This window comes from Micromonospora sp. ATCC 39149, from assembly GCF_000158815.1.
Classification (GTDB): domain Bacteria; phylum Actinomycetota; class Actinomycetes; order Mycobacteriales; family Micromonosporaceae; genus Micromonospora.
On record NZ_GG657738.1, the window covers coordinates 4,648,248 to 4,663,498 of the forward strand.

General features: G+C 71.1%; 12 protein-coding genes and 1 pseudogene. 5 read left to right on the top strand and 8 right to left on the bottom strand.

The annotated features are described in order from the left end of the window. Positions 1-7: 7 nt before the first annotated feature. From MCAG_RS20230 to MCAG_RS20240, 3 genes are all read right to left on the bottom strand, one after another. On the bottom strand, positions 8-664 hold the full coding sequence (locus MCAG_RS20230; RefSeq protein ID WP_007074845.1) for a hypothetical protein: 657 nt from the start codon (positions 662-664) through the stop codon (positions 8-10). Positions 665-683: 19 nt separating this feature from the next. Beyond that, positions 684-1,751: a hypothetical protein gene (locus tag MCAG_RS20235; protein ID WP_007074846.1), complete on the bottom strand. Its 1,068-nt coding sequence runs from the start codon at positions 1,749-1,751 to the stop codon at positions 684-686. A 136-nt stretch (positions 1,752-1,887) separates the two neighbouring features. Beyond that, the gene (locus tag MCAG_RS20240; protein ID WP_036374405.1) at positions 1,888-4,551 is read right to left on the bottom strand and encodes a LuxR family transcriptional regulator; all 2,664 of its coding nucleotides are present in this window, start codon (positions 4,549-4,551) and stop codon (positions 1,888-1,890) included. Between the two features lie 128 nt (positions 4,552-4,679). Between MCAG_RS20240 and MCAG_RS32745 the strand changes: the two genes are divergently transcribed. Beyond that, the gene (locus tag MCAG_RS32745; RefSeq protein ID WP_157548151.1) at positions 4,680-5,234 is read left to right on the top strand and encodes a hypothetical protein; all 555 of its coding nucleotides are present in this window, start codon (positions 4,680-4,682) and stop codon (positions 5,232-5,234) included. A 20-nt stretch (positions 5,235-5,254) separates the two neighbouring features. On the opposite strand, the pseudogene MCAG_RS35050 reads toward MCAG_RS32745, so the two are convergent. The 5 genes and pseudogenes from MCAG_RS35050 to MCAG_RS31155 form a co-directional block, all read right to left on the bottom strand. Beyond that, positions 5,255-5,652 (bottom strand): annotated as a pseudogene (locus tag MCAG_RS35050) (response regulator transcription factor); the annotation flags it as partial. 56 nt (positions 5,653-5,708) lie between these two features. After that, positions 5,709-6,362 (bottom strand): response regulator transcription factor, encoded by a 654-nt coding sequence (locus tag MCAG_RS20255; protein WP_007074850.1) that lies wholly within the window; start codon positions 6,360-6,362, stop codon positions 5,709-5,711. Beyond that, positions 6,359-7,456 carry a sensor histidine kinase gene (locus MCAG_RS20260; RefSeq protein ID WP_157548153.1) on the bottom strand — a complete coding sequence of 366 codons (1,098 nt, stop codon included), beginning with the start codon at positions 7,454-7,456 and terminating at the stop codon, positions 6,359-6,361. The genes MCAG_RS20255 and MCAG_RS20260 overlap by 4 nt, the downstream gene beginning before the upstream one ends. 2 nt (positions 7,457-7,458) lie before the next feature. Beyond that, positions 7,459-8,901, bottom strand: a complete 1,443-nt coding sequence (locus MCAG_RS20265) for a serine hydrolase (protein ID WP_036374415.1) — start codon at positions 8,899-8,901, stop codon at positions 7,459-7,461. A gap of 144 nt (positions 8,902-9,045) precedes the next feature. Beyond that, on the bottom strand, positions 9,046-9,186 hold the full coding sequence (locus tag MCAG_RS31155) for a hypothetical protein (RefSeq protein WP_232290232.1): 141 nt from the start codon (positions 9,184-9,186) through the stop codon (positions 9,046-9,048). A gap of 439 nt (positions 9,187-9,625) precedes the next feature. On the opposite strand from MCAG_RS31155, the gene MCAG_RS20275 reads away from it, so the two are divergent. The 4 genes from MCAG_RS20275 to MCAG_RS20290 all read left to right on the top strand — a co-directional run bounded on the left by MCAG_RS20275 (position 9,626) and on the right by MCAG_RS20290 (position 15,244). Continuing rightward, the gene (locus tag MCAG_RS20275) at positions 9,626-11,251 is read left to right on the top strand and encodes a PHP domain-containing protein (RefSeq protein WP_232290233.1); all 1,626 of its coding nucleotides are present in this window, start codon (positions 9,626-9,628) and stop codon (positions 11,249-11,251) included. 254 nt (positions 11,252-11,505) lie between these two features. Then, a complete protein-coding gene (locus MCAG_RS32750) occupies positions 11,506-11,988 on the top strand; it encodes an aldehyde dehydrogenase family protein (RefSeq protein ID WP_007074855.1) in 483 nt (160 codons plus the stop codon). A gap of 160 nt (positions 11,989-12,148) precedes the next feature. Further along, on the top strand, positions 12,149-14,953 hold the full coding sequence (locus MCAG_RS20285) for a ricin-type beta-trefoil lectin domain protein (protein ID WP_083802318.1): 2,805 nt from the start codon (positions 12,149-12,151) through the stop codon (positions 14,951-14,953). A 111-nt stretch (positions 14,954-15,064) separates the two neighbouring features. Next, positions 15,065-15,244: a hypothetical protein gene (locus MCAG_RS20290; protein ID WP_007074857.1), complete on the top strand. Its 180-nt coding sequence runs from the start codon at positions 15,065-15,067 to the stop codon at positions 15,242-15,244. Positions 15,245-15,251: the final 7 nt, after the last annotated feature.

The following is a 15,251-nucleotide window of genomic DNA, read 5'->3' on the forward strand; positions in this document are numbered from 1 at the left end:
AGCCCGTCTACCGGCGCCGCAGCCGGTAGAGCACTGTGGTCGGTGTGGCGACGACGAGGAAGACGACGCCCGCGGCGTAGGCGAGCGGCATCACGCGGAGGGCACCGGCGACCCACGCCGCCATGAAGCTGATGACGGACATCCAGAACAGCGCCAGGAACAGCACTCGCGACGGCGTCGTAGCGGGGCGGGTGGCCGCCTCCCGGGCGGCGGCGGCCTGGCCGGCGGCGCCGAGCATCAGGTCCGGCGCGGCGGTGCCCAAGGCCGCCGCCAGGCCGGGCCCGAACGCTTCGGGACCGCGCCGGTCGCCCTCGACGATTCCGTGTACGACCGCCGCCCCGCCGTGCGACAGCAGCAGCTCCAGCCCGCCGGCCGCGCCGAGCCGGTCGACCGCGAGGCGCAGCGCGTCGACGAAGCCACGCTCCTCCCGCGCCGCCTGTTCGACATCGCGGGCGAACGTGCGGCGCGCCTTGCCGCTGCGCGGGCTCTGCGCCAGGTACGCGGCGCCGAGGGCGTCGTCGTCGTCCAGTTCATGCCGGACCAACTCGTACAGCTGCCGGACGTCCTCGGCCAGCCGCGAATCGGGCAGCGTCCGTCCAGACTGGAGCCAGACGGTCACGTACGCCGTCGCCGCCACGGCATATCCGGGAAGTTCGCGCGTCATCGTCTGCTCGCCGCGCTCTTCAGCTCGGCTCGGAGAACCGGATCCGGCGGCGCCGGGCGAGCAGCAGGACCGCGGTACCGGCGGTGAGCAGGGCGCCCCCGGCCGCGAGCAGCGCGATGGCCGGCGCTCCGGTGACCGGCAGGCCACCACCGGCACCAGGGTCGCCGGCCGGGTCGCTGGGGGCGGTGCTCGGGTCGGTGGGGCCGCCCGGCGTCGGTGACCCGCAGACCCTCGCCGCGACGGTGTGCCGGGCGAGGTCCAGCCCGAGTTCCGCGTTTCGGACCACCACGACGGCGCCGACGGCGGCCGGCTCGGTGAACATGTCGCGGGCACCGGCGGAGACCCACCGGTGTGTGGTGGCGGCGCCGTCGACCAGGACGGTGATCCGAACGGCGCCCTCGGCGCGGTTGGTCAGGTCGACCTGGACGCCGGCACAGGCGTCGGCGATCCGCACCGCGACCGCCTCCGGGCCGCAGCCGGCGGGTTGCCGGTAGGTGCCCACCATCCAGGTCACCTGCTCCGGCCCCGGCTCCCCGCTGGCCAGCAGGTAGTTGTCGCCGTCGGCGAGCCGGCGTACGAGCGTCACCCGACCCGGAGCCAGTGGCCCCAGCTCTTCCGGGGTCGGGTGCGCCGGGGAGAACAGCCGCAACCCGGTGATCGGGGTGGTTCCCTCGTTCGCCAGGTGCAGCTCGAGCACGTGGCAGTGGGCGTCGGCGGTGACCGCCAGCCGGGGCGCGTCCGCGCACCCGTCCGGCGCGCGGAACACCAGATTCCGGTCCGGCAGCCCGGCCCGCTGGATCACGAAGGTGTCCCGGTCGGTCGCGCCGTACCGGCGGTTGCCGCGCTCGCGCATCTCGAACCGATCGATCGCCACGCCGTTGCGCAGCACGGTCGTCGCCCAGGTCTCGTCGCCGCCGATCGTGCCGGTGTCCCAGCTGAACACCGCGACGCCGCACTGTTCGGACATCGTGATCTCGGGTGCGTCGGCCTGCGCGGCGGACGCCGCGCCCCCGACCAGGGCACCGGCGAACAGAACAGCTGCGCCCGAGGCAACGAGCAGGCGACGCAGCAGGAGGGGGACACGCATCAACGAGCAACCTTCGGCCGTACGACATGGGTGGGCGACGGCGACGTGCGCGCCGCGCCCCGGACCGGGCTACTCCAGCACAGGAACGCGCCGGTGGCATGAGTCCCGGGGCACTCAAATCGCGGTGGGCGGGTACTCAGCCGAGGGTCTGCCGCAGCTCGGCCCGCCCGGACACGCCGAGCTTCCCGTACGCGCGGTGCAGGTGGTTCTCCACGGTCCGTTCGGCCACGTGCAGGCGGCCGGCGATGGCCCGGGTGGGCTCGCCCCGCACGGCGGCCAGCACGACCTCCCGTTCCCGGTCGGTCAACCCCAGCAGCGGGCCGGCCGTGGCCAGCGCGGGCGTGGCCGCCGGTTCGCCGGCGGCCAGCCGCAGTTCGGCGATCAGGCGGGCCCGGGCCGCCGCCCGCGGCTCGCCGGCCCGTTGCCAGGCCGCGGCCGCCAGAGTCGCCGCCTCCGCGGCGTGCATGGTCATGCCGTAACCGGCGAATCGCTGGGCGACCCCGAGCAACGCTTCCGGATCGGCCGCCGCGGCGGCCGCGGCGTACCGGACGACCAGCTCGCCCAGGCTCCACCCGGCCGGTGGCGGGTACCCAGCCAACAGCCGCGCGGCGAGGTCGGCTCCGCCCAGCCGGACCAGGTCCAGGGCGCCGAGAGTGGCGGCGCCGAGCGCGCCGCCCGCGCCGTGGCGGGCGATCTCGTCGCCGAGCACAGTACGCACGGCCACCGCGTCGGCCTGGACGCTGACCTGCCACGCCCGGGCGCGGGCCACCTCCATCTCGAACAGAAGATTGCTGTGCGGCCCGCCGCGGTAGCGGTCCAGGTCGGCGGTGGCCGCGGCCAGCTCGTGCTCGTCGCCGCACTGGGCGGCGGCCTGGACGCGGACCGCGGCCGCCCATCGACAGACCGGCCGCTGCAGTCCCTCGGCGACGACGAAGGACTCCTTGGCCCAGCGCAGCGCGGTCGCCGGTCGTCCCAGCATCAGGCCCACCATGCCGAGCGCGAAGGCGCCCAGTGCCTGCGCGGTCCGGTCCGGCGGATGCAGGCTCGCCTCGTAGCACGCCTGGATCTGGGCGAATCCGCCGGCCGGGTCACCGAGCACGCACCGCATCCAGCCGCCGGCCGGCCGCATGCTGTCGGCGTGTACCCGGCCCGGGCCGGTGTGCCGGGCGGCCAGCGGCACCGCTCGCCCGATGACGTCGGCCGCCTCGGCGTACCGGCCGGCGAGCATCAGCGCCGCGCCGGCCGCGCTAGCCGCCGCCACCCGCGTCTCGACGACTTCCGCCTCCTGTCGCGCCGAATCCGGCGTTGCCGCCTCGAACAGGGCAAGCGCCGCGCCGACGCTGGAGCAGTCCAGCCCGTACGAGCGCAGATAGAGACGCGAAACCTCGAGCTGTCCAGCCGATGCCGGCACATCCGCCGCGGCCGCGTCGATGACCGCCCGCGCGGCAGCCAGGTCGTCGGCGTGGTGGGCGAGCGCGGCGGCGTGCTGGACGGCCACTTCCACCCGCTCGGCGTCGTTCGTGGCCTTGCCGGCCAGGTCGGCGCACCGCTCCAGCGCCTCGTCGATGTGCCCGAGGCACAGCATCGCGCGTACCTCGGTCAGCCCCGCCGCGACGCCGGCACCGCTGTCGTAGGCGTGCCGGGCCAGCCGCTCGGCCAACGCGTACTCCCGGATCAGCGCGGCCTGGTCGGCGGCCTGGAGCATCCGCTGCGGGTGGACCGTGCCACCCCCGTCGAGGCGCCAGATCGCGGTCCGCATGACGTCCTCGCTGCGCCGCGCGCCCGTGCCGTCGAGGGCGTCGGCCAGCCGCCGGCTGTGCCGCAGCCGGGCCAGCTCCGGCAGATCGGCGCGCAGCAACTCGCCGTACAGGGGATGGCTGAGCCGGACCGCGCGGCGACGCCCGGTGGTGCCGACCGTGACGAGCCCACGGCGCTCCAGTTCCTCCAGCATGGACTCACCGGCCAACTCGGCCGCGACCGGCAGCGGCAGCGGCTCACCGAGCGCGAGGGTCTCCAACGCGTCCCGCTCGGCCGGATCCCGTACGGCGAGCCGGTCGCGGAGCAACTCGACCAGCCGAGGCGCCCGGCTCAGCGGCGCGGTCAGCCGCCAGACCCCGTCCACCCGGCCCAGACCGCCGCTGTCCGAGGCCGAGATCAGCAACTCGCGCAGAAAGAGCGGGTTGCCTCCGGTGGCCTCACGGAGCTGGCGCAGCGTGCGGCCCTCGACAGGCCCGCCCAACGCGGCGCCGATCAGCGCGTCGGTCTCCGCTGGGGCCAGAGCGCCCAGGTCCACCCGCAGCACACCGCGGTCTTTCCACAGCGCGGTCACCGGGCTGGGCACGGCCGCTTCCGCGCGCACGGTGGCCAGCAGCGTGACCGCACGCTCGGCCACGAGCTGGTGGATGACGATCGCGGAGATCTCATCGAGCTCGTGCAGGTCGTCGACCAGAAGCACCGTGCGCGGCCCCTGGGTGAGCCCGCGCAGCACGTGTAGCCCACGCTCGACCAGACCAGCCCGTACCGCCCCGTCCGGGGGTTGGGCACCGCTCGGTGCCGGCAGCAGCCCGGCGAGCCCGCTCAGCGGCAGGCGGGAGCTGGCCGCGGCCGGCCGGGCCACGAGCATCCGGTGGCCGGCCGCCTCGGCGCCGGAGGCCGCCTCCTCGGCCAGCCGGGTCTTGCCCACGCCCGGCGGCCCGGCGATCAGGGCACCGGCATGGTCGGCGCCGCGTACCGCCCGGGTCACCGCCACCAGTTCGCGGTCGCGCCCGATCAGCGGAAGCGCGTCCAGGCGGGGCAACATGCCGGCAGAGTAGCGTCCGCCCGCATCGTGGCTCGAACCGCTGGTCACTCGCCGTTTGGGTCGACGTTGGACGGCGTCGCCTAGCCTGTGCGACACGGTAGCGGCCGACGGCCGCGGAAGGGACGGACGTGGTGCGGATCAGATCGGTGTTGGCGGGAGTGATGGCCGCCGTGGTCGGGACGCTGGGCTTGGTGGTCGGTACGGGCAACCCCGCCGCGGCTGAGACACCCCTTGGGCACTGCTACGACGACAGCACGCCCGCGCATCGCGACGCGGCGCCGTGGCGTCTGCCGGGTGGCGTGCAGGCCTCGTGGCCGACACCTCTGGGTCTGATCAACGGTGACGTTCTGCGGGTGACAGCCTCCGGCAGGATCCGAATCGACCACTGGGGTACGAGCAAATCCATAGCCGGCGAGTTGCCCTTGGCTGGCAGCGGGTGGCCGGCGCCTGGGCTACGCCGCTACATGCTGATCGGCAAGGTGACCATCGGGGCCGTGTGGCTCAAGAGCACCGGGCTCACCTATGGAGCCGGAAAGTGGTTCCCGATCGGCACGGACAGCGATTGCATGATGTATCAGAGCGGCGCTCTGCCCGAGGGCGGGCAACTCGTCCTCTCGTTCAACGACGACAATCTGGGCGACAACGGGGACAACGCCGCCGTCGTCGTCAAGCAGTGGATCTGAACGCGTCGCGCGCTCGGCTCGGGGCTGCCCAGCTTCTTTCGCAAGGTCATCATTGTCACTCGAACCGCGTTCGTGAACGGATCGATGTGTTCGTCCCATGCCTTCTCCAACAGTTCCTCGGCGCTGACCGCGGCGCCTTCGGCCCGCATCAGAACTTCCAGTACGGCAAATTCCTTTCGGGACAGCGCGATGAACCGGCCGTCCCTGAGCACCTGGTGCCGGGGGACGTCGAGTTCGATGCCGGCACGGCGCAGCACCGGCGGTAGCGCCGGCCTGGCACGCCGACCGAGTGCCTGTACCCGGGCGACGAGTTCGGCGAGGGCGAACGGTTGGTCAGGTAGTCGTCCGCGCCGATACTGAGCCCGTGTACCCGTTCGTCCAGGTCGACCGAGGCGGCCAGGCGTTCGCCGCTGGTCGGAGCCTTGTCGTGCCCTCTGCCGACGCCGGGCGCCGGTGGCTCACCTTGGGTGACGGTCACCCGGTAACCAGGCCCGCTTCGTGGGCCAGGACGGCGGCCTGTACGCGATTGGCCAGGCCGAGCCGGGCGAGGATCGTGCTGACGTGCCCCTTGACGGTGCCTTCCACGAGGTGGAGTCGGCGGGCGATCTGGGCGTTGGACAACCCGGCGCCGACGAGGGCAAGGACGTCGCGCTCCCGGTCGGTGAGCTGTTGCACCTTGGCGCGGGCTTCGGCGGCCCGGCCGAGGCCGGTGGCGCGCAGCCGCCCGATGACCTGTGCGGTGATGTCCGGCGACAGGTACGCGCCGCCGTCGGCGATCGCGTGGATGCCCGTGAGCAGTTCTCGCGGGTCGCCGGACTTGAGCAGGAAGCCGCGGGCGCCGCTGTCGAGGGCGCGGGCCACGTACTCGTCGTCGCCGAAGGTGGTCAGCATGGCCACTCCGATGCCGGGCAGGACGCGCAGGAGCTCCGCGGCGGCGGCGAGCCCGTCGAGGCGGGGCATGCGGACGTCGAGCAGGACGACGCCGGGGCGGTGGGCGAGGGCGAACTCGACCGCCTCACGGCCGTCGGCGGCCTCGGCGATGACGTCGATGCCCGGGTCGGTGGCGAGGATGGCGCGCACCCCGGCGCGGATTATGGCCTCGTCGTCGGCCAACAGTACTCGGATCATGGCGTTCCCGGATGTGGCAGGGCGGCGACGACTTCGAACTGCTGCCCGTACGGGCCGGCGGTGAATGTGCCGCCGGCCAGGCGTACGCGCTCGGCCAGGCCGGCCAGGCCGGAGCCGCTGCCTGCGCCGCCGCGCCGCCCGGGCGGCAGCGGGTTGGTGACGGTGACGGTCGTCGAGCCGTCCGTAGTGGACAGACGGACGCGCACGGGCGTACCCGGGGCATGTTTCGTGGCGTTGGTGAGCGCCTCCTGGACGATGCGGTACGCCGCCCGGTCGACATCGGCCGGGAGGTCGTCGCCGGTTCGCTCCACTGTCACCGCCATCCCAGCCTGCTTCGCGCGATCGGCGAGGTCTTCGATCCGGTCGCCGGCCGGTTCCAGCGGCGCCGGCGTACCCTCACGGAGGACCGTGATGATCTCGGCCAGGCGGCGGGTCGCGGCGCCCGCGCCCGCGCGTAGCTCGGTGGCCACGGCCCGGTGCCGTTGGTCCAGGTCGGGCGCCATCTCCAGGGCCGCGGCGCGTAGCGCGAGCAGGCTGAGGTCGTGCCCGAGTGTGTCGTGCATGTCGCGGGCGAAGCGCGCGCGCTCTTGGAGCCGGGCCTGCTCGGCGCTGAGCACCACGAGCTGGTCCTGCTGGCGCAGGATGCGCCCGAGCGCCCACGGCAGGGCGACGACCAGGGCGAGCATGAGCAGACCGGGCCCCCACCCGCCGCCGGTGGCCAGGCCGTAGGCGACGTCCAGCGGCGCGGCGACGCCGAACACGGCCAGCGCGGGCATCGGGCGCGGGGTGCGGCGCCCGGCCAGCAGGCTGATAACGAACAGCGCCGCGCCGAGCGCGGCGCTCGACACCGGCACCGAGTCGCGGATCGCCAGGCCCGCGGCCAGGCTGGTGGCCGCGCAGATCACCACCGACATCATCGGGTACGCCCGAAGCGGCGCCGTTGCGGCCAGCGGGGCGATCACCGCACCGGCGGTTGCCCACCACGGCAGCGTCCCGCGACCGAGGACGACGGCCGCGAGGAGCAGTGCCAGCGCGGCCAACGCCCACGGTGGAGCGGGTGACCGTCGCAGCCACCCGCCCCGCACGCTCGTCACGATCATGACGGTACCGGCTCGGCGGCTGCGGCCTGCGCGAGCTCGGCGGGCACGTCCGTGTGACGGGCCCTGGCCAAGGCCGAGACCCGGGCGACGAGCACGCACAGGTTCGCGACCGCAGCCACCGTGGTCCAGGCGACCAGCGGGAACGTGTAGTGGACCAGCTGCACGAAGGTGATGTCCCGCCCGCCGCCGACGACCTGGCCGATCAGGTCGGGCAGCGTCACGAGCAGCACGGCCGGGATCAGCCGGGGCGTCAGGCGCACCACGGGCTGCCAGAGGGGCTTGGCGGCGATCCGGCGCGCCCAGGTGCCGCTGCGGCGCAGGTTGCGGATGACGAGCGCCACGCTGAGCAGGGTCAGCCCCGCCAGGCTGAGGTCGACGATGAGCCGGATCGGCGCGGGCTTGTTCGGGGTGCCGCCGGTCACCAGCTCGGCGAGAGCGTCGGCGAGCTGGTCGGTGCCCTCGTTGCCCAGGCCGATGCCGCTGTTGCCCAGGACGGCGATGCCGTAGTCCGACGGCAGCAGCAGCTGGCTGGCGGTGTAGGTGAACCACACGCCGTTGTGGTGTACCCGGCCGTCATGGTCCCGTTCCCAGCCCAGGGCGTAGGTCGACCCCTCTGCCGGCGTGTGCATGGCGGTGAGGTTCGCCGCGGAGACCAGCCCGGGGCCGTGTCCGTTCTGCATGATCAGCCACTTCGCCATGTCGGTCGCTGTGGTGACCACGCCGTCGGAGCCGGCGACGAACCGTCCCGGTTCGGCCGCCGCAATGGTCGCCCCGTACGCGTACGTGTGGCCGTCGGGTACCCGCGGGTCGATGGTCCGGGTGATGCTGATCGTGGACTGCATGCCCAGTGGCCCGAACACCCGATCGCGTAGGTAGTCGGCGAACGGCTGGCCGGAGACCACCTCGACCAGTCGTGCCGCGAGGTGGTAGTTCGTGTTCGTGTACCTGTAGGCCGTGCCGGGATCGGTCGCCAGCGTGGCCCGCTGCGCCCGCTGCTGAGCTCCGGCCAGGGAGTCGGGCTGCGGCAGGCTCTTCTCCGGCAGGGTCTGGTCGGTGATCCCGGAGGTCTGGTTCAGTAGCTCGCGTACGGTGATTCGGCTGCCGCGGGCGTCGTCGATCCGGAAGTCCGGCAGGTACCGGGTGACCGGAGCGTCCAGCTCGACCTTCCCGGCCCCCACCAGCTGCATCACGGCGAGAGTGGTGAACGACTTGCTGACCGAGGCGATCGGCATCGGCGTCGTCGCGGTCACCGGCGCCCCGGACGAGTCGTGGCCGTAGCCCCCGGCGTACAGCACATGGCCGCCGTGGGTGATCGCCACGGCGATCCCCGGATAGCCGGCCCGGCCGGCGAAGTCCCGCACCAACCGTTCGACGGCGTCCGGCGATGCCTGCGTCGGGCCGGCCGCCGTCGCCGGGCCGGTCCCCACGAGTACTGCCATTCCTGCGGCGGCCGTCACTACGACGCCCTGCCACCAGCGAACCCACACAGCGCGCTCCGATCATCTCGATGAACGTCAGCAACGCTAGGAATCAGCAGGGGGCCGCCACCCGACCCGATCGGCAGCGGCCACCCCTGACTTTCGTCAGGCCAGGTGCCGCTCGGCGAGGAGGGCGGTCGCGGTGATGAACACCGGGGCAACCGGGTCGATGCGGGCGCTGTCGTGTTCCCGGAGGACGGTTCTGCGCAGGTAGTCCTGCTCCAGCAGGGCCGCACCGCGTCGCACCAGCCTCACCCTCGGCCCGTACTGCCCTACCCGGACCGCGGCAACGGCGTACCTGGCCCTCGGCCGCACCACCGACGTCGCCGGCCACCTGACCACCGCCATCGCCGCCTTCGACGCCACGCAGCTACGCGGCGCGCAAGCGCTCAGCCGCCTCGACCTGGCCACCGCCCACCTGCACGCCGGCGACCCCGACCAGGCAGCCGAGCTGGCGTGGCAAGCCCTCACTCTCACCGCCGAGCTGCCCACCCTCACCGAGTGCGGGTACTGGCGTCCATCGTGGTCGAGGCTGACCTCGGTACCGAGCCGGCGCCGGATGGTGGGCGAGCTGGCCGGCCATGTCAGGCCTCGTACGTCCGGCGTTAATCTGAGATCTTCTCGGGTTCAACCGCGGGTGGGTACGGTCGCTGCCGGTGATCTTCGGCGCGGTGTGGGAGAGACGATGGATCTGAGTACCGGTCGGCGTGGCTTCCTGGTTGGAGCCGGCGTCGTCGGCGCCGGCGCGGTTCTCGGCAACGGCTCGGCCGCGGCCGGCGCGTCCCGGCGCCAGGGCCGCGAACCGCGGGGCGGCTATGTGTGGCTGGCCGGTGACCATCACGTCCACAGCCAGTACAGCAACGACGCCATGTACCCGGTCGCCACCCAGGTGCAGCGGGCCGCCAGGTACGGGCTGGACTGGCTGGTCGTCACCGACCACGGCAACGTCCCGTTCGCCACCTACAGCATTCCGCCGCTGGTGGCCGACATCGTCGCGGCGAGAAGGAAATACCGCGACGACGTGCTGGTCTTCACCGGTCTGGAGTGGAACATCCCTGCCGGTGAGCACACCACACTCATGCTCGCCCCGGGCGCGAACGAGGCATCCCTGCTGCAGGAGTTCGTCGACCGGTACGACGCCCGGGTCAACGGCACCCGCAACGGCACCCCGGAGAACGAGGCCATCGCCCTGCAGGCACTCGGGTTCCTCAGGGACGCGGTCCGCAGCCGACGGATCGCCGACGCGCTCGTGCTGCCGAACCACCCGTCCAGACTGGGCATCAACTCCCCGGCGGAGACCCGCAACTGGCGTGACGCCGCGCCCGAGATCGTCATCGGCATGGAAGGCGCCCCGGGCCACCAGGCCGCCGGCCTGCCCGCTCCGGGTATGGCACGCGGACGCGGCCTGTACGACTCCGCCGCCGGCACCTGGTCCTTCCCCGGCTATCCAGCCGAAAGCTACCGCACCTGGGGTGGATTCGACTGGATGACCGCCACCGTGGGCGGCCTGTGGGACAGCCTGCTCGCCGAGGGCAAGCCCTGGTGGATCACCACCACCTCCGACGGTCACCAGGGCTGCGGCGACTGGGTCAAGAACCCGGTCGACCCACTGAACCAGACCGGGTACGACAGCATTCCGTACGACAGCGAAGGGCACACCTTCAACAACACCGGCCGGTTTCCCGACCCGGTCAACGCCGGCCGTCCGATCACCGAGTACAGCTCCTTCCCACCCGGGACCTACAACAAGACCTGGGTCGGCGCCACCGGCTACGGCTACCGACAGGTGATGCAGGCCATGCGGGCCGGCCGGATGTGGGCCTGCCTCGGCGACCTCGTCGCCGGCCTGGACCTGCGTCTTCGCCCTCGCGGATCGCGCCAGCCCGGGGTGCCGATGGGCGGCACCCTGAAGATGCCGGCCGGCCGTGCCGCGGAGGTGGTCATCCGGATCGACCTGGCCTCCCAGCCCAACTTCGCCGGACTACTGCCGGTGCTCGCCAGGGTGGACCTGATCCTCGGCAAAATCACCGGACCCGCCGCCGACCGCTCCTCCTTCCGCGCCCCGGATACCAGAGTCGTCAAGTCCTGGGACGTCGACAAGCGGGCCGGCACCCTCGAGCTTGTCCACGAGATCACGGTGGACGAGCCGTTCTACGTCCGGGTACGCGGCACGGACGGCAAGCGCGGCGCTCCCGGCTACTTCGGCGCCGGTGTCGACCCGGCCGGACCGGCCCTCGACGTCATCGGCCAGGCCGATCCCTGGGAAGACCTGTGGTTCTACTCCAACCCCATCTTCGCCAAGGCGCGATGACCTGGCTGCGGCTACCCGTCACATGTCCGCTGACCAGGCTTACCGCTTCGCCAGGGACTGAGGCTCGCCGGCCAACGCCGGCTCTAGTCTGACCGCTCCTGGTGGCAGATCTCGATCGCCCCCGGGGTTTCTCGTCCTCGGCGGGCTGACCGAGGGCTTCCTGCAGACCACGTTCTCGATCGAGGTGGCCCGGTGGCTGCTGTCGCTGGTGTTCATCGCGATCATCATCGCCATGGGCGTGATCGGCGTGCCCGGTGCAGGCGCAACTGGCTCTCGTGCTGATCCCGGCGGCTGCCGTGCTTGCCTTCTCGCTGCACATCCCTGACATCGACGGCGCGGTGGCCCCGGCGATGACGGCGACGATGCGCAACATCGGCGAGGCGTGTACCGCCGCCAACCGGTTCTTCGTCCACCGCGCGGTTGCCGACGAGTTCGCGGCCCGGCTCGCCGAGCGGGTGGGGCCGCTGATCATGGGCCCCGGAACGCGGCCCGGGTGGAGGTCGGGCCGCTCGCCGACCGTGCTGGGCCCCGGGATCTGGTGGTCCGACCGGCGCGTCCGGCGGCGGGGTGGGCGGCGCGGCGCGGGGTGGGCCGCATCGGCAATCGTGGGTGGCGCGGGCCGGCCGGGGATGGGCGTCGGCGCCCGCCGGCAGGCCGCGATTATGTATAGGCGTCGGCCAATTCAGCGGTTGCATCCGGTGCGCCCGACGCCTACGCTTCAAGGCAGAATTCTGTGACTATGGGCATGAGAGTGTGAGCGGGCGGCGGGAGTTCCCGGTGGCGCGGTAACTGCCACCGGTCGGTGCTTGTCGCCCGAAGCGTGCGTGGACCTTGCCTCTGTTCGTTGCTGCCCTTGTTAAGGAACCCGCCAATGGTCGGAATCGCCAGGATCGCCCCATGCCTCCCGGTGTGTCGGCCGATGTTCGTACGGTGGTTCACTGTCGCGCCCCGGGGACGACTGTCCAGCGAACATATCTTGTCGGCGGCAATCGAAAGGAATGGTACGTGAAATCAGCCGTCTCTACCGCTCGAAGGCCACTGCTGGCAGTTGCGCTGCTCGTCACCGCCGCACTCCCGGCAGTGATCGCGAATCAAATGCCGGCTTCGGCTGCCGTCCAACAATCCTTCTATGTCGCTCCGGGCGGCAACGACGCCAACCCCGGAACGATCGAATCGCCGTTCAAGACTTTGCAACGTGCGAGGGACGCCGTTCGTACGGTGAATTCGAGCATGACAGGCGACATTCAGGTGTACCTCCGTGGTGGGAGTTATCCGGTAAGCAGCACGATCGAGTTCGGGGCGGGTGACTCCGGCACCAACGGTCACCGGGTAATATACTCCGCCTACCCCAACGAGACGCCAGTTCTCGACGGCGGCGTGCAGGTGACCGGATGGACCCAGCACAGCGGCAACATCTGGAAGGCGCCGCTCGACCGCGCCAACAAGCTTCGTGCGCTCTATGTCAACGACAAGCGGGCGTACATGGCTTCGAAGACGATTAGCTCGTCGGGCTGCCACGGGACGTACAACATCACGGCCGGGCAGGCCGCGTGGGCCTGGGAGTCGGGGTCGCAGTGCGAGGGCGCCAGATACAGCCTGAACGACTTCCCCGCCATTCCCCGCAATCAGGACGATATCGAGATCGAAACGGCGACCACCTGGACCACCGCCATCGTGGGGGTCCGCCAGGTGACCACGAGTTCTGACGGTGCGAACCGGTTGGCGCTGTTCCAGCAACCGGGTGCCGCTATCGCCCAGGGGGCGTTCAACGGCAACGCGCAGGTGGGCGGCTCCCACAAGGTCATGAACGCCTACGAGTTCCTGGACACGCCGGGCGAGTTCTTCTTCGACAAGGGCAGCCGGACGCTGTACTACTACAAGAGCAACACGGAGAACATGTCGACCGCGACGGTCGTCGCGCCGAACAACGTGTCCACTGTGCTGCGGGTCGCCGGCACCTCGACGAGCAACCACGCGCGCAACATCACGTTCTCCGGTCTCACCGTCCAGCACTCCGACTGGAACCTGTTCAACGTCGCCGGCTCCTCCTACAAGCAGGCGCAGCAGGGAAACCTCGGCGCGCTCGCGTACGCGAAGAAGAATTTCCACGACTACTACTACCGAAATGTCGATGTCACTCCGGGCATCATCCAGGTGGAGAATGCCGACGGGATCCTCCTGCAGCGCAACCGGGTGCAGCACACCGGTGCCGACGGGATCAACATGGTCAACGACGTGCAGAGCACGCAGTTGATCGGGAACCACACCAACGACATCGCCGGCTCCGCCATCACCGTCGGTCATCCCCAGCACGTCTACATCGGCGACTACACGTCGACCAACCGTGAGAAGTGGCCCACGCAGGTCGAAGGACTGCCGAAGAACATCGACATCAAGAACAACTACATCTACGACAGTGCGGTGCTGTTCAACGGGCACAGCCCCATCTCGGCGTACTTCGTCGACACCCTGACGGTGCAGCGCAACCGGATCGAGAAAGCCCCGTGGTCGGGCATAACGCTCGGTTGGGGCTGGTGGAATTTCGACGGGTCATCGGGCTCGATCGCACCCAACCGGCCGACCACGACGGCGCGGAACAACAACATCAGCTACAACCACATCATCGACACGGTGCAGCGCCTCAGTGACACTGCTCCCATCTACACGCTGGGCAGCCAGCCGGGCACCACGATCACCAACAACTATCTCCAGGGCGTTCCGGCCGGTCACAAGTACGGCCTGCACCCGGACGAGGGCTCGGCGTACATCACCTTCCGCGACAACGTCCTGAGCGTGGACAAGAACGTCACCTGGCTCCTCAACTCCGACGACTTCGGGCGCAAGCACGACCTGAGCGTCACGCAGATCTACGGCCCGATCAACAAGGTCTCGAACAAGAACCTGCCCAACAGCACGATCCACGACATCATCGTCTCCTCCGACTATGTCTGGCCGGCGCCGGCGTACAGCATCGCCGCCAACTCCGGCCTTGAGGATTCGTTCCGGGACATCATCCCGCCGGCCAACCTCTCCCTGCCGAACTACGTCCTGCCGGCCAGCACCTACGTCACCAGCGGGACGTCGTCGGTTCCGATCCGGAGCACCGGCGACGCGACCAGGACGGTCTGGCTGGCGCCCGCCGGCACGACCACCTTCACCGCGGGCCCGACGATGACCAGGGCCGGGGGCACCGCCACGTCCATCGCCGTGCCGACGTCCCAGGGTGAGTACCGGCTGTACGTGCTCGACGCGCAGGGCAACCGGTCGGCCGAGTCGAGCTCGATCGTCCGGCAACAGAGCGGCACCGGTCAGCAGGGCGGACGGCTCGTGGGTGGCCAGTCCGGCCGCTGCGTCGACGTGCCCAACGCCAGCACCACCAACGGTATCCAGGTGCAGCTGTGGGACTGCTCCGGCGGCACGGGCCAGCAGTGGACCTACACCGCCAGCAAGCAGCTGACCGTGTACGGCAACAAGTGCCTGGACGCGAACAACTCGGGTACGACCAACGGCACCACGGTCATCATCTGGGACTGTCACGGCGGCACCAACCAGCAGTGGAACTTCAACGCCAACGGCACCCTCACCAATGTCCAGTCCGGACTTTGCGTTGATGCCAACGGCGCTGCCACCGCCAACGGCACGAAGATCATCCTCTGGTCGTGCAACGGCGGCGCGAACCAGCAGTGGAGCCTTCGCAACTGACTGGGCACACCCGGGGCCGGGCCGGCTCGGCCCGGCCCCGGGCAGCCACCCACGCGGTCGCCTCCTACTCCTCCACGGGTAGGGCTGGCCTCGCGTCACTACCCTGGCCCCATGTCCTGGCTCAGCAATGTCGGCAAGCTGATGCTCACGGTCGCCGGCCTGATCGCGTTGCTCGATCTCGCCGGACCGAACGGGGTGGCAGGCTGGGCCGGACGGGCCGAGAAGCGGCACAAGGAGACGGACGAGCGCTGGGCCGGACTGAAGGCCGCGCGGCGCGATGAGGCACGGTAGCGGTCCG